The following is a 26186-nucleotide window of genomic DNA, read 5'->3' on the forward strand; positions in this document are numbered from 1 at the left end:
TACAATACGGCAAACACAATGGATGCTCCTTTTAGCATTGCCTCTGTGTGCAATGTTAACAGCCTGCTCACCTGCGCAAGATAGCGTCACAAAAGAGTCAACAATTAGTAGCATGTCATCTGCATCAGCTGAAGGTTATAGCGAAGTCACTCAAGGTAAAACCTTACACTTTCCACAAGACCATTTAGCGCACGATGACTTTAAAATTGAGTGGTGGTATTTAACCGCAAACCTGACCACGGCTGCAGGTGAAGATGTTGGCGTGCAATGGACTCAATTTCGCATTGGAATGACACCACCTCAAAAATCGACAGTTGCCACCAATGACTGGGAAACAAATCAGCTTTACATGGCTCATGCCGCTGTAACCACATCAAATGAACATTTATTAGCTGAGAAATGGTCACGAGGGCACCCGCAACTTGCAGGTGTAAAATCGCAACCGTTTGAAGTGCATCTGCAAAACTGGCAATGGTTAGGTCAGTCTGACAGTCTTTTTCCGGCAACATTAAATGTGGCTAGTGATCAGTTTAGTTATCAATTACAGCTAAATAGTCAGCAACCGCTGCAATTACAAGGTGATAAAGGTTATAGCAGCAAAAGTGCAGACCAAAGCGTAGCGTCTTACTATTACAGCCAGCCTTTTATCGACGTAACAGGTCAAATAACTCGTCATGGCGTAACAGAACTAGTCAGCGGTAAAGCTTGGCTTGACCGCGAATGGAGTTCACAATTTTTAACCAAAGCCCAGCAAGGTTGGGACTGGTTTTCACTGCGTTTAGACGACAATTCAACGCTAATGGCATTTAGACTGCGCGGCGAAAATGACCAAGCACACTTTTACAGTGCCAGAAGGATGTTTACTGATGGTAGTGGCCACAATATTAATAGCCGAGACAACCCTGGTGATATTGATATGCAACCCACTCAGTGGCAACAAACCGCATTAGGCAATCATCCTATTGCATGGCGAATTAAGATTAATAGTGAAGCCATCGACGTCACGACCCAAGCTGTTAACCCTAACAGCGACATGCCAGTATCTACGTCATATTGGGAAGGCCCCATTACGATTAAAGGCAGTCACCAAGGTCAAGGTTACATGGAGCTTACTGGTTACTAGGTCTGCTGGTCATTTAAGTTGAATGTTGCACCAAGATTCGCTCAAAGGTTTTCTCGAAGACTTTCTCGAAGAGAAGCAAGCCGTAGCCTACCTATAAAGATCATACCTCTCACAATCTCAATTCCCCATTCCTGGGAGCCGTGCTAGCAACAGGGTACCGAAAGGTTTTAATCGACAATAAAAGCTGTGCCTCAAGCACTACAAGCTTTACAAGCAATCCCTAAAACAGCATTTACCTAATTGTTAAAATGAGATTTACATCACGCTGAAAAATGTGACCTTGCACAACTATTAACCACTATACCCATTCTGAGGTATACCCATGTTATTAGTAAGGTCTAGACTCACTCTATCACGTCACCTCCAATGACTATCACGTACCAAGTACAACATTCTAAGAGTGAGGAACACCATGAGCATCAGTCGTCGCGAGTTTTTAAAAGCCAACGCCGCTGCCGCAGCAGCGTCGGCCGTGGGTATCGCTATTCCAATTAATATCGTTCAAGCTGCAGAAGGTAAAAGTGAAATAAAATGGGATAAAGCCCCATGTCGCTTTTGCGGTGTAGGTTGTAGCGTCCTAGTAGGTACTCAAAATGGTAAAATTGTTGCTACTCAAGGCGACCCAGAAAGCCCTGTTAACAAAGGCTTAAATTGTATTAAAGGGTATTTCTTATCTAAAATCATGTATGGCAAGGACCGATTAACCTCGCCATTACTCAGAATGAAAGATGGTAAGTATGATAAAGAAGGTGATTTTACGCCAGTAAGCTGGGATGTTGCCTTTGATACCATGGCCGAAAAATGGAAAGCCAGCATAGCCAAAAAAGGCCCAACCTCTGTAGGAATGTTTGGTTCTGGCCAGTGGACTATTTGGGAAGGCTACGCCGCATCTAAACTTCATAAAGCTGGTTTTCTCACCAACAATATCGACCCGAATGCACGCCATTGTATGGCATCAGCTGTTGGTGGATTCATGCGTACCTTCGGGATTGATGAACCCATGGGTTGTTATGATGACTTAGAAGCCGCTGACCACTTTGTATTGTGGGGCGCCAACATGGCAGAAATGCATCCCATCTTGTGGGCCCGCTTAACAGACCGTCGCTTAAGCCATAAAGATGCCCGCGTACACGTACTCTCTACTTACGAGAACCGTAGCTTTGACTTAGCAGATAATGCCATGGTGTTTAAGCCACAAACTGACTTGGTCATCTTAAATTATATTGCCAACTACATTATTCAAAACAAAGCCGTAAACAAAGACTTTGTTAGCAAGCACACTAAATTTGCCCTGGGTACCACTGACATTGGTTATGGCTTGCGCCCTGAACATCCATTGGAAAAGAAAGCTAAAAATCCAGGTAGCGGTGATGCCAAACCGATTAGCTTTGACGAGTATGCAAAATTTGTTAGCACTTACACAGTTGAATACGCGGCAAAAATGAGCGGCGTACCGGCTGAAAAACTTGAGATTATGGCAAAAGCTTATGCCGACCCTAACATCAAAGTGATGAGCTTATGGACCATGGGTATAAACCAGCATACTCGTGGTGTGTGGGCAAATAACATGCTCTACAACATTCACTTACTCACCGGTAAAATAGCGACTCCAGGCAACAGCCCATTCTCATTAACCGGTCAACCTTCAGCTTGTGGTACTGCTCGTGAAGTAGGCACATTCTCACATCGTTTACCTGCTGACATGGTGGTGAACAATGATAAACATCGTGAGATTACTGAAAAACTTTGGCAAGTCCCTGCCGGCACTATTCCAGCTAAACCTGGATACCATGCCGTGCTGCAAAGCCGTATGCTTAAAGATGGTAAATTAAACTGTTATTGGACTATGTGTACTAACAATATGCAGGCTGGTCCTAATATCAATGATGAAGTTTATCCCGGATTCCGTAATCCAGAAAACTTTATTGTGGTCTCGGATCCTTACCCAACTATCACGGCAATGGCCGCAGATTTAATTCTTCCAACTGCAATGTGGGTTGAAAAAGAAGGCTCATATGGTAACGCAGAACGACGTACTCATTTCTGGCATCAGCTCGTACCAACACCTGAAGGGTCTAAGTCAGATTTATGGCAGCTGGTTGAGTTCTCTAAGCGCTTTAAAGTCAGTGAAGTCTGGCCCGCTGAGCTAATCACTAAACAACCAGAGTTAGCCGATAAAACATTATATGAAGTGTTATTTGCTAACGGCGTAATCAATAAGTTCCCAACCAGCGATTGTAAAGGTGCTTATAACGATGAAAACGAACACTTTGGCTTTTACCTGCAAAAAGGTATTTTCGAAGAATATGCACAATTTGGTCGCGGCCATGCACACGATTTAGCAGACTTTGACACTTACCATCAAACGCGAGGATTACGCTGGCCTGTCGTTAATGGCAAAGAAACCACCCGCCGCTTTGTTGAAGGCAGTGACCCTTATGTCAAAGCAGGTGAAGGATTCAATTTTTACGGTAAGCCAGATGGCAAAGCCGTCATATTTGCACTGCCTTATGAACCGGCAGCAGAAGAACCTAATGAAGAGTTCGATCTATGGATGTCAACAGGACGAGTGCTGGAACATTGGCACACAGGGTCAATGACCGCTCGCGTACCAGAATTGCATAAAGCGATGCCAAGTGCTCAAGTCTTTATGCACCCTGCTGACGCTAAAGCTCGTGGGTTAGTCCAAGGGGATGAGGTTACCGTTGCATCACCACGCGGCGAAATCAATACTCGAGTGGAAACTAAAGGCCGAAACAAGCCGCCTAGAGGTGTGGTATTTATGCCATTCTTCGACGCTAAGCAATTAGTGAACAAGCTGCTTTTGGATGCCACGGACCCATTATCAAAAGAAACTGATTTCAAAAAGTGTCCAGTGAAAATATTTAAAGCCTAATACCGCTTTAATATTAATTGCTGCAGCTGTCGCGGGGTTATTACACCTTGACAGCTGCGACACTCGATTTCTACATTCATTAGGATGTAACGGAGATGAAAATGAAAAAACTACTTAGCGTCGCGGCCATACTATTAAGCCTTAGCGCATATTCTGGACAACAAGCCGTAGCAGATAATACCCCTGTAAAAGTAGAATCTCGTGTAGGTAACGTCGCCATAACCGACAACTCACCTGCTGATGCTATCGCCACTTATCCGACTAGAGGTAAAGCTATCGCGCGCAGCTTTGCTGAACAACCGCCGTTGATCCCTCATAAAGATAGCTATAGCATCACTACAGACAAAAATGGCTGTCTAACATGCCATAGCTGGGATAAAGCAAAAAGAATGAAAGCAACGCCAGTGGCGAAGTCACACGTTGTGGATGATAAGGGCACAGTGAATGGCATGAACTACTTCTGTGTACAGTGTCATGTTGCACAAGCAGATAATAAACAGGAACTAGTGGAAAACACATTTACGACAAAGTAATTGATAAAGATATAAATCCCCCTCACTCCTCAATTTGAGCAATGCCACTTCTATCGAAGTGGCATTTTTTTATTAGTTATTAGTTATTAGTGTCAGTGTTAAAACGGTACTTGCTCGAACAACAAAAGAACTAAAAACAAAACCCAGCCTAGGCTGGGTTTGTTGGTTGAGATGTCTGCGGTGTAACCGGCGAACTCGGTTCTGCAGCTGTTTGTGATGTATTAGATGATTGTATCTCATGCTGAACAGGCATCGCTGCTTGCCATAACGCACCGACCCATAAACTTGATGTTGATTTCATAACCATTACTCCGTTTTTGTTAACAGGTTCAAAGTAATCGTTTAGGGTTCATAGGTAAAATGAATAATTACCATAGAGTGGATTCCATTTAAGCATGAACATCCCAATCAAGACCTTACAGATCTTTCTCACCATAGTGGAAACCAAAAACTTTACCCGTGCGGCACAAAAATGTTTTATGACCCAACCGACATTGACAAAAACCATTCAACGTTTAGAAGACAATATGGGTGAGCAATTGTTAATAAGGAATAATCAAACAGTAGAATTAACCCAAGCAGGACAATTGTTTGAGCACAGCGCACGGGAGATTTTAGGTCATTGGCACCGACTACAAGAAGGTATTAACAATCTCAGTGGCTTAAAATCAGGACGATTACGACTTGGAGTTTGCCCTATGATGAGTAGTTTAATCACTCCTTTGCTGACCGATTATCGACAGAAATATCCCGGAATCGAATTACAGATGTACGAGTATGGCGGATTTGGTTGTGAGCAAGCACTATTGAGCAACAGTCTAGATATTGCCTTTACTGCACTTCCGACAACGCATAAAACAGAGTTAGCAAGCCAACCTCTGACTAAATACCCTTTACAGGCTTGCTTACCAGAAGGCCATCCACTTGCTGACAATGCTGACATACGCTGGCAAGACTTTGAATCTTATCCTTTCATTCTTTACAACGAAGACTTTTCATTAGCAAAGTTAATTAATTATTTAAGTCGTAAAGTTGGCGTACATCTCAACATCGCCTTTCGAACAGGTCAGTGGGACTTTTTAGCCGCAATGGTTGAAGCTAACTTGGGTGTCGCGATTTTGCCCGAACCCATTTGCCAACGGTTAACCAATAGCAAACTGGTATTTAAACCGATGCAACCGGCAATGACCTGGGATCTGGCATTAATATGGCGAGAGAATCTACCGTTAACCCCACCAGCCCAAGCACTATTAACGCTCAGCAGAAACAGTCATGAGTAATATCAATACGGTGTCATAATCATTTGATATCGTATAAATCACATAAAACAGGCATAAAAAAACCGCTGCCTAGGCAACGGTTTTTATGGGCAGGTCGAAACTAGAATTACTTCTTAGCTTCAGCAGCCTTACGTTCTTTAACTTGAGCAACAACTTTCTCAGAAACGCTGTTTGGACAAGGGCTGTAATGAGCAAATTCCATAGAGAATTGACCACGGCCTGAAGTCATTGTACGTAGTGAACCGATATAACCGAACATTTCTGATAACGGTACGTCAGCTTTAATACGAACACCTGTAACACCAGCGTTTTGATCTTTGATCATACCGCGACGACGGTTAAGGTCACCAATTACGTCACCAACGTTGTCATCTGGGCTGAATACGTCAACGTTCATGATAGGCTCAAGAAGTTGTGCACCGGCTTTAGGCATAGATTGACGGAAAGCACCTTTAGCAGCAATTTCGAACGCGATAGCTGACGAGTCAACTGCGTGGAAAGCACCGTCTTGAAGCACAAGTTCAACGTCTAACACAGGGAAACCTGCGATAGTACCTGTGTTCATCATGCTCTTGAAACCTTTCTCAACAGCAGGCCAGAATTCTTTAGGTACGTTACCACCAACCACTTTCGAAGTGAAAGTGAAGCCAGTGTTTTGCTCGCCAGGGCGAATAGTGTAGTCAATTTTACCAAACTGACCAGAACCACCAGACTGTTTCTTGTGCGTGTAGCTATCTTCAATTTCTTTAGTGATAGTTTCACGGTAAGCAACTTGAGGCTCGCCTACAATTAGGTCAACGCCGTAAGTACGCTTAAGAATATCAACCTTAATATCTAAGTGAAGTTCACCCATACCTTTAAGGATGGTTTCACCAGAATCAATGTCAGTCTCTACACGGAAAGATGGATCTTCTGCAATCATTTTACCGATAGCGATACCCATTTTCTCAGAACCGCCTTTATCTTTTGGCGTTACAGAGATAGAGATAACTGGCTCAGGGAATACCATGGCTTCTAGTGTACAAGGATGCTTAGGATCACATAAAGTGTGACCAGTTTGCACGTTCTTCATACCAACGATAGCGATAATGTCACCAGCTTGTGCTGATTCAAGTTCGTTACGTTCGTTAGCTTGCATCTCAACCATACGGCCAATACGTTCTGTTTTACCAGTGAATGAGTTAAGGATGGTGTCACCCTTCTTCAAACGGCCAGAATAGATACGTACGAAAGTTAACGCACCAAAACGGTCATCCATAATCTTGAACGCTAATGCTTTAAAAGGTGCATCAACATCAACGATTGCGAATTCGCCATTTTCGTTACCTTCTTCGTCAGTTAGAGGTTGTGGATCAACTTCAACTGGATCTGGTAAATAATCAACAACGGCATCTAGCAATAACTGCATACCTTTGTTTTTGAATGCTGAACCACAGTATGTTGGGAACACAGCCATTGTACGAGTACCCGCACGGATACAACGCTTAACGTCTTCAATAGATGGCTGAACACCTTCCATGTATGCTTCTAATAAGGCATCGTCTTGCTCAAGAGCAGTTTCGATTAGCATTTCACGGTATTCTTCAACGATATCAACCATGTCAGCTGGCACAGGCTTAATTTCGAAGTTTTCTGGTAAACCAGAATCATCCCAAATGTGAGCTTCACGAGTTAGTAGGTCAACAACACCACAGAATTCGTCTTCGATACCGATTGGTAAAACCATAACCAATGGGTTAGCCGCTAATACGTCTTTAGTTTGCTTAACAACACGCAAGAAGTCAGCACCCATACGGTCTAACTTGTTTACGAAGATGATACGCGCAACTTCAGAATCGTTAGCATAACGCCAGTTTGTTTCTGACTGAGGCTCTACGCCGCCAGAACCACAGAATACACCGATACCACCGTCAAGCACTTTTAGCGAACGATAAACTTCAACTGTAAAGTCAACGTGGCCTGGAGTGTCAATAACGTTAAAACGGTGATCTTTCCAGAAACAGCTTACAGCTGCAGACTGAATGGTAATACCGCGCTCAGCTTCCTGTTCCATGAAGTCTGTGGTTGATTCACCATCATGTACTTCACCGATCTTATGGATCTTACCGGTTAGCTTAAGGATACGCTCGGTGGTCGTGGTTTTACCCGCGTCAACGTGAGCGAAGATACCAATGTTTCTGTATTTGGATAATTCGGTCATGATTCAACTTTAATGATTAGTTTAAGAAGTAGACGGAGCATGCGAAAAAGAACCGACACACCGCACATCAGGTTATTAAGGCGCATATTGTAAATTGGAACCTTGCTGGGCGCAAATAGCTGTTGCAATATTTATTTGTTTTTAGCATAAAAAAACTCAATTAATGCTGTAAATTACATATAAAACAATGCACTAAAATATAGTAGATTATTTTTTAATCTTTGGGTGGATTTCACTGAAAAATGTTAAATTTTAGATGAAATGGCCAAATAGGCATTTTTAGGGCCACATAATGTCGCGAAACAACATCACACCACAACAAATATGCATTTATTCACATAAAGATCTATTTTTGTTAATGGCACAAACATCCAGCAAACTGTCGTTTTTATCTACGCACTACAATATTGATTACGCCCAGACTGCTTAGCTTTGTATAACGCGGCATCGGCTCGTTCAAAGCAAGCTTGGATCGGTTCATTATCACTCAGCAAGGCAATTCCGAAACTACAAGTCACTTTAATATTGTGATAAAAATGAAAATGACTAAGTTCATCAGTAATTCGTTGGCATAGCTCAGTGGCATCGTGTAACGCTACATGTTGGCAAACCACCACAAATTCCTCGCCGCCCCACCTTGCAACAACATCAAGTTCTCTTACTGATGCTTGTAGCACTTGCGCGACTTGAACTAATATTTTGTCACCAATTGTATGCCCATGCTTGTCATTAATCGCTTTAAAGAAATCAATATCAATGATAATCAAACTCATATTGTTTTGACGGATTTTTTTTTGAGGCTGCCTAGCATCATCTAAAAAGGTTTGATTAAAATATTGGCGGTTATACAATTTTGTCAGCGGATCATGTTGAGCCAAAAAATCGAGATCGCAATTTTTCTTCTCCAGTTCTAACTGTAATTTTTGCAACTGCTTGTTGCTGGTTTCTAAATGAACATTGTATTTGCTAACACACATTGTTCGGTAAAGCAGAAATAAGATAAACATCCCCAGTGCAGTCACCACTTGAACCACTAAGCTATAATCGATGTCCTCAACAACTGTAATGTTATGCCATTTCTTATAAACTGAAATATGGTCTGCCTGAGTGATTTTTGCTAATCCAGCATTAATCTGTGACAGCAAATCTTGTTTTGCATGAATAACGCCAATGCGTAGCTCATCTTCAGGACCACCCCACCCCGCTATTTTTAACGAGGTTAACCCATGTTGTTGAATATAGGCGTTAACAGAAAACATCGACCCTACAAAGACATCCGCTTCACCATTAGCAACCTTTTCCAATCCTTGTCGCTCGTTCTTAGTCAATACGGTATTGATAGCAGGGTAAAATTGTTGGATATATTCCACTAGACGATAATCTTTGGGTATTGCCAATAAGCGGTCACCTATATTTTCAAATCCTTGCAAAAAAGGTTGAGATTTTAATGACACCAATACATTTGGAGATTTAAAAAAGATATCACTAAAAGAGAGATATGCGTCGCGTTTGGGGGTTTGATTTAAAATGGGGGTTAACTCGCACTCACCTTGTTTAAGTAATTCTAAACTCTGTCGCCAAGACGAGGTGGGCACTAACACAAAAGTCAGATCGGTATAATTTGCTAATAATGCTAAATAATCAGATGAAATCCCAGTATGGCGGCCATCGACAATAGCTTCATAAGGTAACCAATCGGGATCAACACAGTAACGGATGATATTACGGTTTTTTAAATTGATAAAAGACTGAGTCTCTACCACCGAAGCACTGGCATGCTTAGCGTTAATCAAAGTAATGAAAATCAACAGCGTAATCAATAATACGCTAGAGAACTCAAGCCGACTCAATGTTCGCATTATTTTTCAAAATAGTATGCTCCAACAATATGGTCCAACAGATTAGTTGAACCAAAAGTGTATATGCTATTAAGTGTATTACAACATACGAAAGTCTGACAAAAAAATACCCGCTATTTAGCGGGTATTTTATTCAACAATCAATCGAAGGTATTACGCTTCGATGGGTAATATCACAAACAGTAAGTCGCCTTGCGAAACTTGCTGTCCATTGCTATTAAGAATACGTTCAATACGATACTTTTGGTCTTCAGGATATAACACACCTGTTTGACGATTAAAGCCCGCTAACGTTAATTGAGAGAACATCTTCATTGCTTCCATCAATGCCAATGTTTGTTCAACCGTGACAATGTCACCTTCTTTAACAAAGTCTGCTTCACCTGGTGCTGGAGAGGTATAGAAAATACCTGCGCCTTGAGCCAATACTTTCAACTCGTTGCTTTCGCCAACACGTAATGATTCAGTATCAACCTCAAGTGCTTCTGCTGCCGCTTCCATTTCAGCAATCAGTGCAGGTATATCTAACTCAGCCATTAAGCGTGGCAAGTAGTTAGTGTCATATACCCCTTCGTTGAAGGTTGGGTCTTTAAGGATAAGCTTCAACAATGGAATGTTAGTCGCAATACCTTTAATCACTACGCTATCGAGATACGCATACATTTTAGACACAACGTCGGCACGGTCAGTACCACGTATAATGATCTGTGCGATCAAGCTGTCATAGTATGGTGATACTTCCTTACCTGCTGCTGCAATCGAAATAATTTCGACATCGTCACGCTGAGGCAATACACATTCAGTGATTTTACCAGGATTAGGAATAAGCTGAAGAATACCGTGGCTATCAAGCGCCGCTTTTTCCGCAGTCACACGCACTTCCATGGCGTAACCTTGGTCTACGGGTTCTAGATTTTCAATTGAACGACCCGCAGCAATATCAAACTGCGCGCTTACAATATCAATACCAGATGTCGCTTCAGTAACCGGATGTTCAACTTGAAGACGTGTGTTCATCTCCATGAAGTACACTTCGTTAGCATCTAAGTTATAAATAAACTCAACGGTACCTGCACCCATGTAATCGGTCGCATCACCTAATGCACGAGTGTATTCCATCACACGCTGTTTGAGCTCTTCAGGCAACATCGTTGAACCAGACTCTTCAATCACTTTCTGGTTATTACGTTGTACTGAACAGTCGCGAATACCCAATACTTTAGTATTGCCAAACTTATCACGCAGTAACTGCACTTCAATATGACGCAATGATGTAACGTATTTTTCTAAATACAAATCACCATTACCAAATGCCGCGGCGGCTTCTGTCGCTGTTTTCTGGAAGAAACCAATCATATCCTCAGGGCGTTTAACGACCTGAATACCTTTACCGCCACCACCTTGCACCGCTTTTAACAGCACAGGATAACCAATTTCAGACGCTACGTTCACAGCTTGTTCTGCGTTAGTCAAAATACCATGACTACCAGGAACAACCGGCACATTTTGCTTTTGAGAAGTATGGATAGCATTAGATTTGTTACCCATGGTCGTCATTGAATGCACGCTAGGACCAACGAAGTTGACCCCATTGTTAACACATAATGCCGCAAACTGTGGGCTTTCTGATAAGAAACCAATACCTGGGTGCAACGCATCAACATTTTCATACTCAGCGACTTTCAATACTGAGTAAGCATTGAGGTAACTTTCATCTGAAGTATTACCGCCAATACACACAAGTTTATCAGTGTCTTTCAGCATATCTGCAGGAACAGATGTCATGTCTGGATCTGACGCCACCAACACTACATTAATGTTGTTGTCATGTGCTTTACGAATCAGTTTAACTGCCGTACAACCACGAGCATGCACCAGCACTTTATTAATTGGCTTCATCAATGCACGAGGATCGTCTTGTACAATAACGTCTTCTAGCTCAATCACTTCAGGCACTAGAGTCGACAACGCTTTGCTGATCACTTCTTCTATATTAATTGTCGGTAATGGCATTAGTGGATCAATACCCGACAACTGAGTGTCTAAGGTGTCGCTAAATGGATTATGAACTAACCCAGTCATTGCCCCTGGCACTTTAGATAAGTAGTTCGACAATGTTGCTGTAGATGGTAAGTACGCAGGCACTACCATTTGACCAGCAAACGGCATGTTGGTACCAGAAAGATAGTAAGTCTGCACTAAAGGATGGGTTACAAAACTGGCTTGAGCACCACCAGTACAGTCACCAAAACCAAACATCAATACAGGTAATTCGTTATCACGAATAAAGCGCGTAATACGGTCATTCACGACCGCCATTGAAAACAATGCCGCAGCACCTTCTTTGGTTTGCATACCACCAGAGCTGATAAAACAAATAACCGGCAATTTACGTTTAGCACATTCAATTAATAGCGAACTGAATTTCTCAGCACTGGCCATATCAAATGCACCCGCTTGGAATGCCGTATTTGAAACAGCAACACCAACACGTAACTTACTGCCGTTATTATTAAAGTCAGCCAGACCAGTAATTAAACCACAAGGACGGATCTTTTTATCAATAGCATCTTCAATCGATAAGCGGAAACCAGGGAAGTTAAGCATGTTAGCTGACATTTTGTCGGCATCAATTTCATCAAACTTAGTAAAGAACTGTTTGATAATATTTTCCCAGCCCATCTTGCCTTGCTTTTTCTCTTCGCGAAGTATTTTTTGGATCAGTAAGTCTTGGTAACCCATTGTTAAACGGTTCCAAAAATCTTTACGACGACCAATACGTACAGGGTTAATTGTACCGGTGTACTTATCGTGTTCATCTTCGCTATCAAAGTACTCTGGTAATAAACGCTCGAAGAAATAAGTTAAGATTACAAATAACGAATCGTTTAACTGTGGGAAACCCACACTCTTCCATTGCTCTACACGAGTAAGCAATTCAGCACGATTCGATTGATCCATAAAGTATTTAAGCCACTTATAGAACTTGCTCTTGTCGTTAGCTTTGTCGCTTGTCGATAATGCGTTATCAATTGATTTGTGGAGTAATTTATCCACTGATTCACGAGACAAACTTTTTGACATCATGGCTTCTTTCGAAATTGATGCCAAGCTGCCTACCACATTGTCATATAGCGCATTGAAAATAAGCACGTTATGACACTGCCAAATAAAGTCTGCGCGTAATTCGTCATTAACCACAATATCCAACACGGTAAGCTGGCTTAGCTCAGGCCATGGAGCTTGCGTTGTAGACTTAGGCAGTGACTCTAAATGCTTAATTAAGCCATTGAAATTGTTAGCGGCGTTACTTTTCCAGCGATGGTATAACGACCAACCAATGTTAAATAACAATGCTTTACGTGCTTTTTTATAGTTCTCTTTTGGTTCACCCAAAATAAAACGTGTAATCACGTTACGTTCTGCAGAGATGTCTTTACGTTTAGCGCTGAATGTACCCCAAAGTTTATTCAGTTCTTCATCGTAAACGAGCTTATCAGGGTTGGTTAACCACGCCTGGAACACGCGTTCCTGTTCTTGCTTAATGCGCGCTAACAAATCACCTTCTGGCACGCTCACTTTTGATAAGCGACCGTACTGTTCTTGTGAGATTGAATGAATGCGGCTACGCAAGGTCAAATAACGTAAATAACGATATGCACTACCAAAAATATTGTGGTACATCGTTGGGTTATTGGCGACAGATAAGCGGGTATTATTTTCAAGCGTGAGCAGATTAGCCGACGGCGCTAAATAACGCTGTAAACTGCGATCATAATGCTCTCTTAAATCTGTAGATTCGCGTACAAAGTTCATTGCAGCACGTTCAACGGCTTCAATAGAACTGATAATCGCACGACGGAAATTATGCTGACGCTCATCTTTATCTGATGGAGTAAAATCGATAATGCCGTCAATACACCCAGCGGTATACAACTCTTCTGGTGACACGCCTACCGATTTAGCACATTCCTGCCATGACAAGTTGTACTTACGCGCAATGCTCTGCAAACCTTGTGGTTGAATGGTGTTAAAAATACCATCTCGTACAGATAATAGAATGTTCGCTGCAGCTAATGGAATTGCACCACCAGAATAGCCTGCACCAATCACAATACCGACTGTCGGTACATCAACATTAGCACTTTCAGCAATCGCTTTAGAAATGGTATGCGCTTGATTTTGGCTATTAGCAATTTCCCCTGCATCTGCACCAGGAGTATCGATTAAATATACAATAGGCATAGACAATTCAGCGAAATGACGGATTGCCTTACATGCTGCAAGATGGTGTTCAGGCATCCATGCACCGTTTGCGGTCGTGCGCTCTTGCGCAATAAAACCGATACGGCGAGTACGAGTACCAAAATTAAGTTCCACTTCAGCACGATAAAACGGTCCGATATGACTTTCGGCAATAATCTTGCCTTTTAAGTCCGCGATCATTCGCTTCGCGCCTGGGCGGTTTTTATCCAAGGTCGGTTGGATAACTTTATTGACATAACCGTCAACGTCTAAAGATGCCAAACTTTTCAAGTTTGATTGAATGGAATCTTCTGTTAATAATCCTTTCACTTCTTCAGATAAACTCTGCTTGTTATGAGCAGGAAATAATGAAAAGTCTTTAGCCAAGTGTTCAGCTTGTAAGAAAAGTGGGTCAGCCGATAGTGCTTGAGTCTTGTTAGCGGGCTGCTTTTTGCTGGTCATCCTTAGATCCTCTGCTTATATAGCCTCTGAAAAATTTTTTTAGCCCGTAAATATAACTTTGTTAATGGGTAAATTACCATATAAACTAGCTTGGACGCTTTGTTCCATAATTGAGACAGTGAGGTTTGAATGCCCGATTTGAACGGTATGATGCTGTTTGCAGCCGTTGTTAGAGCAAAAGGATTCTCTCAAGCAGCACGAGAGATCGGACAACCTAAATCAACCATTAGTCGTAAAGTTGCTCAATTAGAAGAACAACTCGGAGTACGATTACTGCAACGAGACACCCGAAATTTAAGTCTGACTCAAGTAGGCGCATTATTTTTTCAGCACTGTGATTCTATTAGTCATGAAATTGAAGCGGCCAAAGCCACCATAGAAAACACCCATAATGATATTTCTGGTGCGTTGCGCATCGCCATTCCGGTGTCTTTTTCACAAGATGTTATCGGCCATTTATGTTCTAGTTTTATGCGCCTTTATCCCAATATAGAACTCGATATTCAATTTACCGATAACGATGTCGGGCTTGTGGGTGAAGGTTACGATATCGCGATCAAATATGGTCCTCTACAGTCATCTGATCTTGTGGCCAGGTTATTATTTGAACGCCAACCTATTTTGGTCGCAAGCCCTGGTTACATTAAAAAATTCAGTAGTCCTGCAACACCACAAGAATTAACTCAGCATAACGGCATTTTACTCGGCACTACATTGTCGGCACCCATTTGGGCATTAGGTAAAGGTAACCGTAAAATAATGGCGACCTTTAAACGTAAAGTGCGAGTTAATAGCGCCAGTATGGTGAAGCGCTTAGCGTTGGATGATTATGGTATTGCCATGCTTTCTAATACTAGTTGCAAGCAAGAACTTGCAACCGGAAGCCTGGTGCCCATTTTACAGGAATGGCCAATGGAACCCTTTAAAGTATACGGGGTGTATTCAAGTCGCCGTCAGCTAGCCAGTAATATTAGTGCTTTTTTAGACTTCTTTACCAAACGATATACCAGCCAAGAATCACTACATTCGATGATGAGTTAAGCGATAAACCGGCAAACATCTCGTGATCGACTCTTTATTTTTGCTTATATTATTTAGCATCAATACCAGAGTGATTAGCTCAAATAACAATCTTAAATAGCAATCTCAAATAATAACCTCAAATGGCCTAAATAAGCCGTTTGAGGTTATCTCGATTGAGAAACATATAACGCGAAGCTTTCTAAACAGCGCTAAAATCGATACGGGAATCGCAAACTGATTTGGTAGTCTGGTGAATCTTCTGTCAGTCCAGCACCCATTGATGTCACCATAGAAAGATTAGGTGATAGGGCTAACGTAGCACCAATACCTAAACTTGCAGTGTTGGTGTCAGTACGAGGGATTTTCTCCCACTCTCCACCTTCCGGTCTTTGTTTAGTTTTACTGTAAAATCGCTGATTAAAGCTCATACTCAAACTCATTCGCTCGGAAACAGCAAAAGCCAATCCCACGCTGTAATCCAGATAATTGCCTAAATCAATTTCTCCAGGGCTTAACCCAGGCGCGCCAGATAAGTCATCAAATGTCTCTTTAAAGCTAACGCCATAATTTAAATTAAAAAACACAATCGCAGGGTCAAAGGTTTTTGCTAAGCTAAACCCAGTAGATACCCCCCAAACACCAGAGCCCGTTGCCATTTCAGTTGGGTAAGTCAAATTGCCAGTATCGGATGTTTCTAGCGGGATCCCAAAAGGATCTTTTCCCGTTGGCGCGCGAACTCTGACATTCCACACCCAATCAGGCCAATCAATTGATTCAGCATTTATTCGATAATAAACCGCGCCACTCACATCACCCATTTGACCACCACTAATTTTGGCTGTTTCATATCGCTGACTAGAGTTGCCTTCGCCCACCGAGTCATACTGAGTCCAACGATACAGGTACGGTAAACCGAGCTCAAATTGCCAGTTTTCATTCAGTGTATAGCGAGTGGTGAGATCTAATCGTGTGGTATTAGTGCGAATACGATCTAGGTTTAAGTTACCTAAAAAAATAGCATCAAGCGCTAAGAACCCTCTAAGAATAAGATCTTTTCGGCTGTAGTAACTATAGGTAAATGAGGGTTCTACGGTAAATTTTCGAGAAAAGACATTATGCGCTTCTTGCAATACATCATCAGTACTTCTTGCTCTATCTGGCGCTTTTTTTCGCTCGGTTTTGTTACTGACGATTGCGGCTTGTCGACTTGATTGAGTATTTTGTCGCTCGGCTGATGGTGGTGGTGCCGATGATGATGTTGATGTTGATGCAGATGCTGGTTGCTGAGTTGTTGAGGCGACATTTTCCGTGCTGGCTTGTCTGTTTAATGCCTCTTGCTTGAGCACTTGTTGAGCCATCTGATTAATGGTCTGTTGCTGTAATTTAATTTGTTGATTCAACTGGATCAGTTTTTGTTTAAGCACAGCGATATCTTGTTCAGATAAGCTTGATTGTAAAGCTGGTTGAGGATCCTTGTCTGCAGCATACGCAGGTACTGCCAATATTGCGGGCAGTATCACTGCGACAGCTGAGGTCCATTTCTTATTCATATATACATCCTTGGCTGGTACAGAATGAATTAAAATCCTAGTGCGGTTAAATCACTGATTTGCCTACCAAGTATATTTGACTGAATTGGTCCAACAGGCATACCGTCATACCTTAGTGTAGACTGGTTTATTACTCCATGACTGAGTCCATCAATAAAAATGCTTTGAACTAACTGCCCATTTCCATTTTGATAACTAATACCTTGACTTGCTCTACCTGAGGCCAATTCGACCTGATAGCCAACTGTGTTACCGTTAGCCGAAAACGTGGTATTGCCATTATTGCTCACAAGCGTTGTGCCGACCGCAACATTAATACCTTGCAGTAGCGGTGCTAATCGTCCTTGAGCCATATCTAATTCATTGACGGCTACGTTTTCACTTCCGGCGATTTGAATTCGTTGTTGTAACCCTGCTGTTTGACCCAAAGCATCTAACTGAAACCCATTATTGCTACTAATAGCATTAGGATCACTGATAGTAATATTCACTGAAGGTTGATTATCTACTTGAGCAAATTCGATTTGCATACCGACTTGCTGTTGAATGCCATTTGCTTGAATAAATTGCGTTTGCATCTGTAAGCCAAAATAATAGTCTTGGCCATTATTAGTGTATTTGCCTTTCATTGATTCCAATTCGAAGTCTGTTAGCACTTGGCTGTGTTTGAACACAGACAGCGAAGGTGGGCTGGCCATTACAGGCGCTGCGATAGCCAGCAGTAGCATCATGCTTAATTTCATACCTTCCTCCTTAAAGCATATCTGAATAAGAAAAACCAAATTCGAGTAGCTCAGCATCCGTCATAGGTGAGAGCGGTTCGAGTGCTTTAAACGTTAGTTTTGCTCTTGGATGCAGTAATGGGTTATCACGTTGATACTCTTGTCCAATAACCACAAAAACAACCCCATTCCACTTCCGATTAAACTCATCCATTGTCATAATCCGATTACCCAAAGCAGGATCACCTAAATAGACTTCTCCGCGATCATGACGACGAAAAACCACAAAGTGGCTATAGCCACCATCATTAAGTAATACAATGGCAGGTATTTTGAGCAACAACATTTCAGCTTCACCAACTTTATATCCTCGCCCCCTTAATCCTTGAGATTGCAGATACCGTTTCATATTCAACAGTGAAAATCCTTGTTCTTGAACCAAGGTCAGATCAGCATGCTCTAGCATGCCAATTAACACTTCCTGCTCATTTATATCTTGACGGTCATAGGCAAATTTCAGCAAGCTAGCCAGACTAGCAGCACCGCATGAAAAGTCGGTTTTTTGCTCTATTACATGTTCAAATTTTCGCTCACGTATACTCTGGATAGATTTAGAATAAGTTCCCATACCTGGCACAACACCTGTTAATGGGATTTCAGCAGCATAATTGTAGTGAGTTAGACTTAACATGATTAATACAGAGATAATCAATTGGATAATGTTGCGCATAAGATGAATTAGGGGGGACTTGCCCCCTACCTTATTCATAACGTTTAACTGAAGCTTTACTCGCCAGAAACAATGTCTGAAGCACCTGTAATGCTAGTTAAAGCAAGGTTATTCGACTGTAAGTTTCCTGTACCACTAGCCAAGTTAACACCAATGTTACCCGATGCATTTTGGAATGCTGTTCCAGCTAGTAATGAAGAGTTATTAGACTTCTGAATTACCGTTTGTACGAAGAAAGGTAATTGGCCGCTCACAGTACCATTAAGCGCTAAATCACCTTCTTCATCAAAGGTCATCACTTCAGCACCAGATGGATTTTCTGTATCAAAATCAACATGGCCCACCACAGTTCCGGTTCCTGAATTGTGTTCCCCATCCCCTTCTAAAATAATTTCAGGATAATAGGCGTCATTTAAAGCAGACGTACCTTCATAAGTTCCTTCACCATTTAGGGCAAGATTCACATCGACATATTCAACGCTATCTTGAACAACCCCCATATTCATCGTGCCGTTATGCCCAGTGCTTTGCACATTAGACACACTAGCTTCACCTAAACGACCATTGTATGAAGACGCGGCCATATTGTTGGCCTGAATATTGTTGTTACCTGCAGCCACGTTGACACCAATATTACCTGAGGCATTCATGAACGACGCACCATTGATGGTTGATGTATTAGTTGAGGCTTCGTTCCACACACCATTAAAGCCACCCATTTGCGTACTGAATATTTCAGCATCACCAGAGCCAAAAGCAAAACCGGCATCAATAGAGGCTAATGCAGCAGAGTTACTTTGCGCATTAAAATCACCTGCTGCTTGGTTAACACCAATATTACCGCTAGAGTTTTCAAATGCATTACCAGATATTTTAGCGTCGTTATCGTGATAATAATTTTCAACTAAATTTGCACTAGTTTCCTGCACATTTTCAACCACAGCCATGCCTAAACCATTAGCCGTTATAGTGCCCTCGATGGCAACTTTACCTTTATATTTAAGCTCTTTAGATACGTCTATTTTTTTATCTAATTCAACACTACTGTCTGAATCAGTCATTCCATTTGCGTATGCAGAACTACTCATTATTGCTGCAATACTTAGCACTAGAGTGAGTTTTTTCATCTTCCATTCCTCCGATCGATGATTATTAATTCCCGCTTGGTAACTGCAACGAGAACTGGTTAATGGCGACATTGTTATCACCAGAAATTTGATTAACTTGCATCACGCCCTGCGCATCCAAAAAGCTGTCTGGAGCGATGTCGGCTTGATAGTGTGATAGTTGATAAGATGACGGTGCTATTTGGCTCGATACTTGAGTTAACCCTTCATCATTTAACCCCTGGCCCATGATGGTTTCTAAGGTCGAGTCCATGGCAATACTGCCTATGTTAGCTTGCATATTTTGCTCACCGCTGACTTGATTAATACTGGCTAAGCCCTGAAATTGGGCAAAGGCTTGGCTGTCTATTACAGAGGTGAGTTGCTTACTCACCTCTGTAATAGAAGTAGATTGTGGCAATTGGTTATAATTAATTATTTGAATGGAAGCACGATGGCCTAATGCATGACTGTTAGACTGAATATTAAAATCACCAGCAGCTTGATTGATACTTGCCCGACCTGCACCTTGCATCACATGTGAACCAATCACCGAAGAATCATCAGCATAAGAATGAGCAGCCAGCAATAACGCACTTAGCTGTACTCCTCGCTTCAATGATAAATGCAATAATTTGCAATGTACCCGGTTCATGATTTCCATAAGAGATTCCTTCCATGCTCGATACATGGATATAGCAACCCTCATGCCAAAAATAAAAACTTTATTTTTCAATTGGATATACTTTAACAGTGAAAGTATATTCTCAATATTAAGAATATAAACCGCTAGGTTGTTGAAATTATGTTTAATTTAAAATAAAAGCTAAATCTTAGTAATAAGACTGAATGTGCCAGCAGTATTTTTTGACGAGGTTCAACTCAGATTAATAGAGTAAGTGAATAGAATAAATAAACAGAGTTGGGAATAACTGACTTATATAAAGTGGTTGAGTATGTAGATAAAGGAATAAACCGACATTTGGTTAGATACTAGCAAAGTTAAATTAGTTGTAAATCATGCTTGTCCATAAGTCGATAAAAGGTCGCTCGTGAAATATCTAAATAACTTGCAGCCAGTTCAACTTGACCGTCGGCAATTAGCATAGCCTGTTGTAATGCTTGTTTTTCAGCATTGTCTTTTAAGGTTTTAAGCGATAAAGCAATGTGACGCTTTTTTTCTATATTCGCTAACTCTAGGTTTTGTGCACTGATCTGTGGCGTGTCGCACAATACCACAGCTCGACGAACACGGTTGATTAACTCGCGGACATTTCCAGGCCACGGATAGTTTAGTAATGCATGGCAAGCAGTTTGTGATAAAGGCTTAGTCACTAGTCCATATTCATTCGAATACACTCGAATAAATCGATTGGCTAAACCGATGATATCATCACGCCTTTCTTTTAATCTTGGGGTGTTAATGGTTATGCCATTCAAACGATAATAGAGATCTAATCTAAAATTACCTTGATCAATGGCACTTTCTAAATCCACATGAGTCGCCGCTAAAATACGCACGTCAGCCGATTGCGGAGTACCGCCACCAACGGAGTCGTATAAACCTTCTTGTAAAAATCGTAATAAATTAACTTGCAGCTCAGCGGGGAGGTCACCAATTTCATCTAAAAATAGTGTTCCACCATTAGCCAATGCTATCTTGCCTTTTCTGGTACTTGTAGCGCCTGTAAAAGCCCCCTTTTCATGACCAAATAAGTCCGATTGAATTAAGCCCGCCGCCATAGCACCACAATTAACCGTAATAAATGGTCCATCTTTTCGGGAAGATAATTGATGTAACTTGGTCGCCACTAATTCTTTACCAGTGCCAGATTCTCCTCGAATAAGCACAGGAATATCAGTAGGTGCCACGCGCTCAACTTGACGGAATAACTGTTGCATTACGTCTGATTGATACACAGCGTTTTCGGTTTCTTTACCCGTGAACTCAAGCTGTGGAACATGATGTTGCTGCTTTAATTTAGACAAGCCAATACCATGACCTAAACACTTTTCTAACCTTTCTGGATCAATAGGGCTAGTGCAAAAGTCCCAAGCATATTGCGCAATAAAAGTAGTAATATCAGCAATGTCGAGTTGTGATTTATTGATGAGTACAATGATATGAACCCTAGGGTCTAATTCCCGAACCAGATAATTGATTTCATTTATAGTATTGTCTTTTCGAAGATCGATTAAGCACAGAGCACAATTAATGGGTATTTTGTTTTGATCATACTGATCGATGTAGTGAAGCTGAAAGTTTAATCGAGAAAGTACTTCATTTAGCTCATTACACTGAAAGCCTGCCATTAGTAATGGTTCCATGTTGATATCCTTCCGATACAGTGAACACCAAAGTGCTGGCACAAGATTAGTTTGTGCACCTTATCTCTAGATATAACTGGATAATATTACTGAAATAAAAATCCTGCTCATTCGCTAATCGCTTATATCTTCGGTAACTAAATACATAAACAACGTATTAACTCATAAGTTGTATCATTATTTGGTTGAATATGAATACATGATCAAAACCACACTTAGTGCATTTTTAACCATCTTCTTATCGACTTATCACCCCAGATTAACCGTATGATGAGTAATTTCAGTGTACCTGTTATCCCTGCTACATCTTTCTTATGCTCTTAGTATGGTATAGAAGCGCTAATAGTATAGAAAAATAGTCATTAAACTGTCATATCTGCAACATTTACCCCCCTACAAAGTGGTTAACTTCAATCCATAATTTAAAATCGATTTACTGACACAAGTCTCAAAACCCTATTAAACCACCTAAACAACTGTGTTATAACTATAACGTAGATGCCTCACGGGCAGTAAAGTCGTTAAATGCAACCCAAAGATAACCATCTAGGGTCCTAAAGGAACCATAATGATTAAACACAGTGCTTTTATAATGTTAAGTACATTGGCATTAACCTTATCTACTGCAGTTAATGCAGGGCCGCTCTCAAAAGATGTTGAAGAGATGCGAGTATCAAAAGCTGGGCAAACAATGCCTAATGTGGTTAATCGTTATCAAGCTATCAGTGATACTGTAGAGGTCAAGTTAGCCCAATCCACTGATGAGTTAGCGGTTACCGAAATGGCCGCGCATCAAGGGCATAGGTTATGGCAGCAAGCTGTACGTGATGTGCAATCGGGACACAGTGATGATCGCTCCTTGTACTGGAGTCGTTTAAGTATGCGTAACGTCCTAAAGCAAGAAAAAGCTGGGTTCAATGTGGCCGATTGGCAACGTGATATTTTAGTCAAAGCTGTTGAAAAATCCTCTCGCGGTTTTAGTGATATTGAGTTTTCTCCCGATACACAAATTAATATTTTAGTGACCGGTTTTGACCCTTTTTTCCTTGATAGAAACATCGGCCAAAGCAATCCATCAGGTTTAGCAGCGTTAGCACTCGATGGCTATCGTTTTGACGTTAATGGTAAAAAAGCACAGATCGAAACGGTGATGATTCCAGTAAGATATGCCGATTTCGACAATGGTATTATCGAGTCGTTACTCACACCGTTTTATCGTGACAACAGTGTCGACATGGTATTTACCATCAGTATGGGTCGTGAGAACTTCGATATTGAACGTTTTCCTGGACGTAACCGCAGTGCAGAAGCTCCAGACAATTTAAATGTCTTAACCGGTGCCAGTCAGCGCCACCCTAAAGCACCATTATTTAATAATGGAGCATCTACTGACGGCAAATTAAATGGCCCTGAATTTGTGCAATTCTCTTTGCCTATTGAAGCAATGGCGGCAGTGAAAGGTCATTGGAGTGTCAATGACAATAACCAAATTAGCACCTTATCTCGGGGCCAATTTAAGGCATCATCACTGGCAGAATTACAAAATGAAATTTCTGTAGAAGGCTCTGGTGGCGGCTATTTATCCAATGAAATTTCCTATCGCAGTATTTTACTTCGAGATCAATTTAACTTGAATTTACCGGTAGGACACATTCATACTCCACGTATTAAAGGCTACGACTCACAAGTAGAGTCAGACATTGTCGAGCAGATACGCGCCATGATAGCTGCAGCAGCGAGCACACTGTAATGCCTACAAACTAACTTAACAGGCCAATACTTTACTTGCCTGAATCTTTCATTAATCATTCAAGCAAGTGAAGCTCACCAACATGTTTAAAAATATTTTCAATCTCACCCAGCGCGCGCACCAAGCACTAACGCAAGATGTTCACGAAAAGGGGTCTTCATTATCAACAGGGCCTTGCCCCCACCAAACGCAGAACACTACCGTGAGTAATCCATTACAACTGCAGATCTTGGCCAAAGTAGAAGCTGACTACCTGTTAGCCGAACAACATTTCAAACGTCAATTCCCACGCCCTAGTGTAGATTTCAGCTTGCGTGGAAAAAGCGCCGGAACGGCGCACTTACAAACCAATAAATTACGTTTTAACCCAGTGTTACTCGCTGAAAATCATGACATTTTCATTAACGAAGTGGTGCCACATGAAATTAGCCACCTGTTGTGTTTCCATCTATTTGGTAAAGTAAAACCTCATGGTAAAGAATGGCAGAGCGTAATGCTGACAACATTTAAAATTACTCCCAAGACCACTCATCAACTCAATACTCAATCGGTCAGCGGACAACAATTCGAATATTTTTGTGGCTGTGGCAGCATCAACTTAACCATAAGACGTCACAACAGAATTGTCCGAGGCCAAACTCAATATCGCTGTCGCCACTGCCAACAAACATTAACCTCTTTTAACCCTAAATAACCTTTGCTCGTAATAATAAACAGTATCAATTGCGTCATCGCATCTGATGGCTTAACATCAGCAAAAATGACAGGCTAAGCCTGCGCTGTAACGATGTTTTTGTTAATTTTAGGGTTTATTTTGCGCTTATCATCCACACACTCTTGGTTATTTGGGGTGTCGCTTCTGTGCGGCATTTTTTCATCCACACTTATCGCAGCAGAACATCCAAGTAGTTTTGGTAAAGCGAAAAAAGTTGCCAAAAAGATTTACCAACAACACCTACCTCTCAGTTCCTTTTATTGCGGCTGCGACATCGCCATAGCAGGCAAATTATGGCAAGCAGATCATGCTAGCTGTGGCTATCAGGTTAGAAAACAAATTATTAGAGCCAACCGTATTGAATGGGAGCATGTGGTTCCCGCTTGGGAATTTGGTCATCAACTGCAATGTTGGCAAGATGGCGGCCGTAAAAATTGTGGTAAAAACAACAAGAAATTCAAAAAAATGGAAGCCGATTTACATAATCTCGTTCCTGCTGTCGGTGAGGTCAATGGCGATCGCAGCAACTTTAGGTTTAGTGATTGGGGTGGAAAAGCGGATCAATACGGGCAATGTGAAATGATTGTCGACTTTAAAGGCCGCAAAGCACAACCGCCTAAACGAGCAAGAGGTCCTATTGCTCGCACTTACCTTTATATGCAAAAAATCTATGGTCTTCAAATTAGCAGCAGTCAGCAAAAATTGTTTAATGCATGGGACAAAATGCAGCCAGTGACGGCAACTGAGTGCAAGCGTGATACCTTAATCGCTGCTAACCAAGGTAATCATAATGATTTTGTATTCAAACAATGCCAAAATAACGGCTTAGTTCGCTAATTGGCGATCAAGCTTTCCCTTGAACAATTGGTTAAATAAGGTCAACACTGATGAGAGTCCCACGTATTTTTCAGCCCCTAGACAATTTACAGCAAGGGCAAACTCTTCAATTAGATGAGGATGGTGTCGCCCACATTGGCCGAGTATTGCGAATGGAGATGGGTGACCAAATCAGCTTGTTTAACGGTGATGGCAACGATTACTTAGCTGAAATCATTGAAACCAGTAAGAAATCGATCGCTGTCACGGTCTTAAGTTGTGAAGCTAATAATAGCGAATCACCATTAGACCTACATTTAGGTCAGGTGATTTCACGCGGAGACAGGATGGAGTTTACAGTTCAGAAGTCAGTAGAGTTGGGCGTAACAACCATTACTCCGTTATTTTCTGACCGTTGTGGTGTCAAACTCAGTGGTGAGCGCTTAGAGAAAAAACTGCAACAATGGCAAAAAATTGTTATCAGTGCCTGTGAACAATCTGGCCGCAGTATTGTTCCGCTTGTTCGTCCAGCAATGACATTGGCGCAATGGTGTGAAGAGTCCACCGAAGCCTTAAAACTGAATTTGCACCCGAGAGCCTCACACGGTATTAATGGCTTGCAGTTATCTGGTCAACACCAGAAAGTAAGATTATTAATTGGCCCAGAAGGCGGTTTGTCTGACGAAGAAATTGCCATGACAGAAACCCAACATTTTACCGATATTTTATTGGGGCCAAGGGTACTTAGAACAGAAACTGCGTCATTGACTGCCATTACCGCATTACAAGTTAAATTTGGTGATATTGGGTAAACCGATATCTTCCCTGCACATTATTAAAGGATACAC

Annotated in this window: 19 protein-coding genes; 9 read left to right on the plus strand and 10 right to left on the minus strand. The window is 41.6% G+C overall.

The features are described 5' to 3' along the window. Window positions 1-52: 52 nt before the first annotated feature. The 3 genes from H5181_RS05510 (at window position 53) to H5181_RS05520 (ending at window position 4552) form a co-directional block, all read left to right on the plus strand. Window positions 53-1123 carry a lipocalin-like domain-containing protein gene (locus H5181_RS05510; protein WP_374702270.1) on the plus strand — a complete coding sequence of 357 codons (1071 nt, stop codon included), beginning with the start codon at window positions 53-55 and terminating at the stop codon, window positions 1121-1123. A gap of 412 nt (window positions 1124-1535) precedes the next feature. Further along, entirely contained in the window at window positions 1536-4019 is a 2484-nt protein-coding gene (gene napA / locus H5181_RS05515; RefSeq protein ID WP_182750458.1) for a nitrate reductase catalytic subunit NapA, read from the plus strand. A gap of 101 nt (window positions 4020-4120) precedes the next feature. Further along, entirely contained in the window at window positions 4121-4552 is a 432-nt protein-coding gene (locus H5181_RS05520; protein ID WP_011636040.1) for a nitrate reductase cytochrome c-type subunit, read from the plus strand. A gap of 148 nt (window positions 4553-4700) precedes the next feature. On the opposite strand, the gene H5181_RS05525 is transcribed toward H5181_RS05520, so the two are convergent. Further along, entirely contained in the window at window positions 4701-4853 is a 153-nt protein-coding gene (locus H5181_RS05525; RefSeq protein ID WP_086019735.1) for a hypothetical protein, read from the minus strand. 94 nt (window positions 4854-4947) lie between these two features. Here H5181_RS05525 and H5181_RS05530 point away from each other — a divergent pair, with 94 nt between their 5' ends. Then, complete coding sequence (locus H5181_RS05530) at window positions 4948-5832, plus strand: LysR family transcriptional regulator (RefSeq protein WP_123884134.1); 885 nt, start codon at window positions 4948-4950, stop codon at window positions 5830-5832. A gap of 106 nt (window positions 5833-5938) precedes the next feature. On the opposite strand, the gene fusA is transcribed toward H5181_RS05530, so the two are convergent. From fusA to H5181_RS05545, 3 genes are all read right to left on the minus strand, one after another. Continuing rightward, complete coding sequence (fusA, locus tag H5181_RS05535) at window positions 5939-8032, minus strand: elongation factor G (protein ID WP_011636038.1); 2094 nt, start codon at window positions 8030-8032, stop codon at window positions 5939-5941. 392 nt (window positions 8033-8424) lie between these two features. Then, a complete protein-coding gene (locus H5181_RS05540; RefSeq protein ID WP_102037298.1) occupies window positions 8425-9891 on the minus strand; it encodes a diguanylate cyclase in 1467 nt (488 codons plus the stop codon). Between the two features lie 153 nt (window positions 9892-10044). After that, window positions 10045-14598 (minus strand): biotin carboxylase N-terminal domain-containing protein, encoded by a 4554-nt coding sequence (locus H5181_RS05545; protein WP_011636036.1) that lies wholly within the window; start codon window positions 14596-14598, stop codon window positions 10045-10047. 129 nt (window positions 14599-14727) lie between these two features. On the opposite strand from H5181_RS05545, the gene H5181_RS05550 reads away from it, so the two are divergent. Further along, on the plus strand, window positions 14728-15639 hold the full coding sequence (locus H5181_RS05550; protein WP_011636035.1) for a LysR family transcriptional regulator: 912 nt from the start codon (window positions 14728-14730) through the stop codon (window positions 15637-15639). Between the two features lie 191 nt (window positions 15640-15830). Here the strand turns inward: H5181_RS05550 and H5181_RS05555 are convergent, their stop codons facing one another. From H5181_RS05555 to H5181_RS05580, 6 genes are all read right to left on the minus strand, one after another. Beyond that, complete coding sequence (locus tag H5181_RS05555) at window positions 15831-17171, minus strand: transporter (RefSeq protein ID WP_219622078.1); 1341 nt, start codon at window positions 17169-17171, stop codon at window positions 15831-15833. Between the two features lie 29 nt (window positions 17172-17200). Beyond that, window positions 17201-17914 carry a hypothetical protein gene (locus tag H5181_RS05560; protein WP_102037225.1) on the minus strand — a complete coding sequence of 238 codons (714 nt, stop codon included), beginning with the start codon at window positions 17912-17914 and terminating at the stop codon, window positions 17201-17203. 10 nt (window positions 17915-17924) lie between these two features. Further along, window positions 17925-18584: a C39 family peptidase gene (locus tag H5181_RS05565; RefSeq protein WP_259396951.1), complete on the minus strand. Its 660-nt coding sequence runs from the start codon at window positions 18582-18584 to the stop codon at window positions 17925-17927. A 95-nt stretch (window positions 18585-18679) separates the two neighbouring features. Continuing rightward, window positions 18680-19750, minus strand: a complete 1071-nt coding sequence (locus tag H5181_RS05570; RefSeq protein WP_182750459.1) for a hypothetical protein — start codon at window positions 19748-19750, stop codon at window positions 18680-18682. A gap of 25 nt (window positions 19751-19775) precedes the next feature. Then, window positions 19776-20393 carry a hypothetical protein gene (locus tag H5181_RS05575; protein WP_102035886.1) on the minus strand — a complete coding sequence of 206 codons (618 nt, stop codon included), beginning with the start codon at window positions 20391-20393 and terminating at the stop codon, window positions 19776-19778. Between the two features lie 338 nt (window positions 20394-20731). After that, complete coding sequence (locus H5181_RS05580) at window positions 20732-22057, minus strand: sigma-54 dependent transcriptional regulator (protein WP_182750460.1); 1326 nt, start codon at window positions 22055-22057, stop codon at window positions 20732-20734. A 568-nt stretch (window positions 22058-22625) separates the two neighbouring features. Here H5181_RS05580 and H5181_RS05585 point away from each other — a divergent pair. The 4 genes from H5181_RS05585 to rsmE all read left to right on the plus strand — a co-directional run bounded on the left by H5181_RS05585 (window position 22626) and on the right by rsmE (window position 26150). Further along, window positions 22626-23807: a hypothetical protein gene (locus H5181_RS05585; protein WP_102035888.1), complete on the plus strand. Its 1182-nt coding sequence runs from the start codon at window positions 22626-22628 to the stop codon at window positions 23805-23807. Between the two features lie 82 nt (window positions 23808-23889). After that, on the plus strand, window positions 23890-24501 hold the full coding sequence (locus H5181_RS05590; RefSeq protein ID WP_182750461.1) for a SprT family zinc-dependent metalloprotease: 612 nt from the start codon (window positions 23890-23892) through the stop codon (window positions 24499-24501). Between the two features lie 93 nt (window positions 24502-24594). Then, window positions 24595-25359, plus strand: coding sequence for an endonuclease (locus H5181_RS05595; RefSeq protein ID WP_102035890.1), 765 nt, complete (start codon window positions 24595-24597; stop codon window positions 25357-25359). A 50-nt stretch (window positions 25360-25409) separates the two neighbouring features. Next, window positions 25410-26150: a 16S rRNA (uracil(1498)-N(3))-methyltransferase gene (rsmE, locus tag H5181_RS05600; RefSeq protein WP_182750462.1), complete on the plus strand. Its 741-nt coding sequence runs from the start codon at window positions 25410-25412 to the stop codon at window positions 26148-26150. The last annotated feature ends 36 nt before the right edge of the window (window positions 26151-26186 follow it).

The organism is Shewanella sp. SG44-2, assembly GCF_014164215.1.
Taxonomy (GTDB): Bacteria; Pseudomonadota; Gammaproteobacteria; order Enterobacterales; family Shewanellaceae; genus Shewanella; species Shewanella frigidimarina.

Coding starts and splice junctions, on each gene's coding strand:
- H5181_RS05510 (WP_374702270.1), top strand. CDS start 53: ATGTTAACAGCCTGCTCACCTGCGCAAGATAGCGTCACAAAAGAGTCA.
- napA (WP_182750458.1), top strand. CDS start 1,536: ATGAGCATCAGTCGTCGCGAGTTTTTAAAAGCCAACGCCGCTGCCGCA.
- H5181_RS05520 (WP_011636040.1), top strand. CDS start 4,121: ATGAAAAAACTACTTAGCGTCGCGGCCATACTATTAAGCCTTAGCGCA.
- H5181_RS05525 (WP_086019735.1), bottom strand. CDS start 4,853: ATGAAATCAACATCAAGTTTATGGGTCGGTGCGTTATGGCAAGCAGCG.
- H5181_RS05530 (WP_123884134.1), top strand. CDS start 4,948: ATGAACATCCCAATCAAGACCTTACAGATCTTTCTCACCATAGTGGAA.
- fusA (WP_011636038.1), bottom strand. CDS start 8,032: ATGACCGAATTATCCAAATACAGAAACATTGGTATCTTCGCTCACGTT.
- H5181_RS05540 (WP_102037298.1), bottom strand. CDS start 9,891: ATGCGAACATTGAGTCGGCTTGAGTTCTCTAGCGTATTATTGATTACG.
- H5181_RS05545 (WP_011636036.1), bottom strand. CDS start 14,598: ATGACCAGCAAAAAGCAGCCCGCTAACAAGACTCAAGCACTATCGGCT.
- H5181_RS05550 (WP_011636035.1), top strand. CDS start 14,728: ATGCCCGATTTGAACGGTATGATGCTGTTTGCAGCCGTTGTTAGAGCA.
- H5181_RS05555 (WP_219622078.1), bottom strand. CDS start 17,171: ATGAATAAGAAATGGACCTCAGCTGTCGCAGTGATACTGCCCGCAATA.
- H5181_RS05560 (WP_102037225.1), bottom strand. CDS start 17,914: ATGAAATTAAGCATGATGCTACTGCTGGCTATCGCAGCGCCTGTAATG.
- H5181_RS05565 (WP_259396951.1), bottom strand. CDS start 18,584: ATGTTAAGTCTAACTCACTACAATTATGCTGCTGAAATCCCATTAACA.
- H5181_RS05570 (WP_182750459.1), bottom strand. CDS start 19,750: ATGAAAAAACTCACTCTAGTGCTAAGTATTGCAGCAATAATGAGTAGT.
- H5181_RS05575 (WP_102035886.1), bottom strand. CDS start 20,393: ATGGAAATCATGAACCGGGTACATTGCAAATTATTGCATTTATCATTG.
- H5181_RS05580 (WP_182750460.1), bottom strand. CDS start 22,057: ATGGAACCATTACTAATGGCAGGCTTTCAGTGTAATGAGCTAAATGAA.
- H5181_RS05585 (WP_102035888.1), top strand. CDS start 22,626: ATGATTAAACACAGTGCTTTTATAATGTTAAGTACATTGGCATTAACC.
- H5181_RS05590 (WP_182750461.1), top strand. CDS start 23,890: ATGTTTAAAAATATTTTCAATCTCACCCAGCGCGCGCACCAAGCACTA.
- H5181_RS05595 (WP_102035890.1), top strand. CDS start 24,595: ATGTTTTTGTTAATTTTAGGGTTTATTTTGCGCTTATCATCCACACAC.
- rsmE (WP_182750462.1), top strand. CDS start 25,410: ATGAGAGTCCCACGTATTTTTCAGCCCCTAGACAATTTACAGCAAGGG.